Source organism: Mesorhizobium sp. M7A.F.Ca.CA.002.04.1.1, from assembly GCF_004022805.1.
Classification (GTDB): domain Bacteria; phylum Pseudomonadota; class Alphaproteobacteria; order Rhizobiales; family Rhizobiaceae; genus Mesorhizobium; species Mesorhizobium ciceri.
This window is the reverse complement of sequence record NZ_RZPL01000056.1, coordinates 1-1472: the sequence shown is the minus strand read 5'-3', so window position 1 is coordinate 1472 and position 1472 is coordinate 1. Positions and strand designations below refer to the sequence as shown.

General features: G+C 62.5%; 3 protein-coding genes. All 3 read left to right on the top strand.

The genetic code is table 11. The features are described 5' to 3' along the window. A partial coding sequence (locus ENZ75_RS34970; protein ID WP_245481128.1) for an ABC transporter permease subunit occupies window positions 1–419 on the top strand: 419 nt, incomplete at its 5' end. Then, window positions 412–1296, top strand: a complete 885-nt coding sequence (gene cysW / locus ENZ75_RS05130) for a sulfate ABC transporter permease subunit CysW (protein WP_013530874.1) — start codon at window positions 412–414, stop codon at window positions 1294–1296. The genes ENZ75_RS34970 and cysW, both read left to right, overlap by 8 nt. Window positions 1297–1309: 13 nt before the next feature. Beyond that, window positions 1310–1472, top strand: a 163-nt coding sequence (locus tag ENZ75_RS05125) for an ATP-binding cassette domain-containing protein (protein ID WP_128277939.1), incomplete at its 3' end; no start/stop codon positions are given.

The following is a 1472-nucleotide window of genomic DNA, read 5'->3' as shown; positions in this document are numbered from 1 at the left end:
CCTATACCCCGCTCGGTATCGTCATCGCGCTGATCTTCATCGGCCTGCCCTTCGTCGTGCGCACCGTGCAGCCGATCATGGAGGAGATCGACAAGGAAGTGGAGGAAGCCGCGGCCACCCTTGGCGCCAATCGTTTCCAGATCATCACCCGCATCCTGTTTCCGGGCCTGGCGCCGGCCATCGTCACCGGCTTCGCGCTCGCCTTCGCGCGCGGCGTCGGCGAATACGGCTCGGTCATCTTCATCGCCGGCAACTTGCCCTACAAATCAGAGATCGCGCCGCTGCTGATCGTCATCCGGCTGGAGGAATATAATTACCCGGCGGCAACCGCGATTGCGGCGATCATGCTCGCCCTGTCATTCATCATGCTTTTGGTCGTCAATCTCGCACAGTCGTGGAGCCGCAAGCGCTATGGCTGATCCGGAGATCAAATCTTACGAACCGCACCATGAAAGCCAGTCGGCGGCGGTCACGGAAAGCCGCCCGGCGCGTCTGGCCCTGATGGCCGTCGCCTTTGCCTTCCTCGGCATTTTCCTGCTCTTGCCGCTGATCATCGTCTTCAACGAAGCCTTCGCCAAGGGCATCGGTGCCTACACCGAAGCGCTCGGCAATCCCGACACACGCTCGGCGATCCGGCTGACGCTGCTGGTCGCCGCGATCTCGGTACCGCTCAACATTGTGTTCGGCATCTCCGCCGCCTGGGCGATCGCCAAGTTCGAGTTCAAGGGCAAGGCCTTCCTGACCACGCTGATCGACCTTCCCTTCTCGGTCTCCCCGGTCATATCGGGCCTCGTCTATGTGCTTCTATTCGGCGCCCAGGGGCTGCTCGGCACCTGGCTGAAAGCGCACGGCATCGTCATCCTGTTTGCCGTGCCGGGCATCGTGCTGGCCACAATCTTCGTCACCTTCCCCTTCGTCGCCCGCGAGTTGATCCCGCTGATGCAGGAGCAAGGCAATGGCGACGAGGAGGCAGCGCTTTCGCTTGGCGCCAATGGTTGGCAGACCTTCTGGTACGTGACCTTGCCCAACGTCAAATGGGGGCTGCTCTACGGCGTGCTCCTGTGCAATGCGCGCGCCATGGGCGAGTTCGGCGCAGTCTCGGTGGTGTCGGGCCATATACGCGGCCTGACCAACACCATGCCGCTGCATGTCGAAATCCTCTATAACGAGTACAACGCCGTCGGCGCCTTCGCCGTCGCTTCATTGCTTGCGGGCCTGGCGCTCGTCACGCTGGTCTTGAAAACACTTCTCGAGATGCGCTACGGCGCCGAGATCGCCGCGACGCGCGGACACTGACAGAGGGATTTGCATGGAAGTTCGCGTTGCCAACGTGCGCAAGGAGTTTGACCGGTTTCCGGCCCTCCACGACGTGTCGCTCGATATCAAGTCGGGCGAACTGATCGCGTTGCTGGGGCCGTCCGGCTCCGGCAAGACGACGCTGCTCAGGCTGATCGCCGGACTGGAGCGGCCGA

Bases quoted from the DNA above. Each gene is read 5' to 3' on its own strand.
- cysW (WP_013530874.1), top strand. From the start codon at position 412: ATGGCTGATCCGGAGATCAAATCTTACGAACCGCACCATGAAAGCCAG.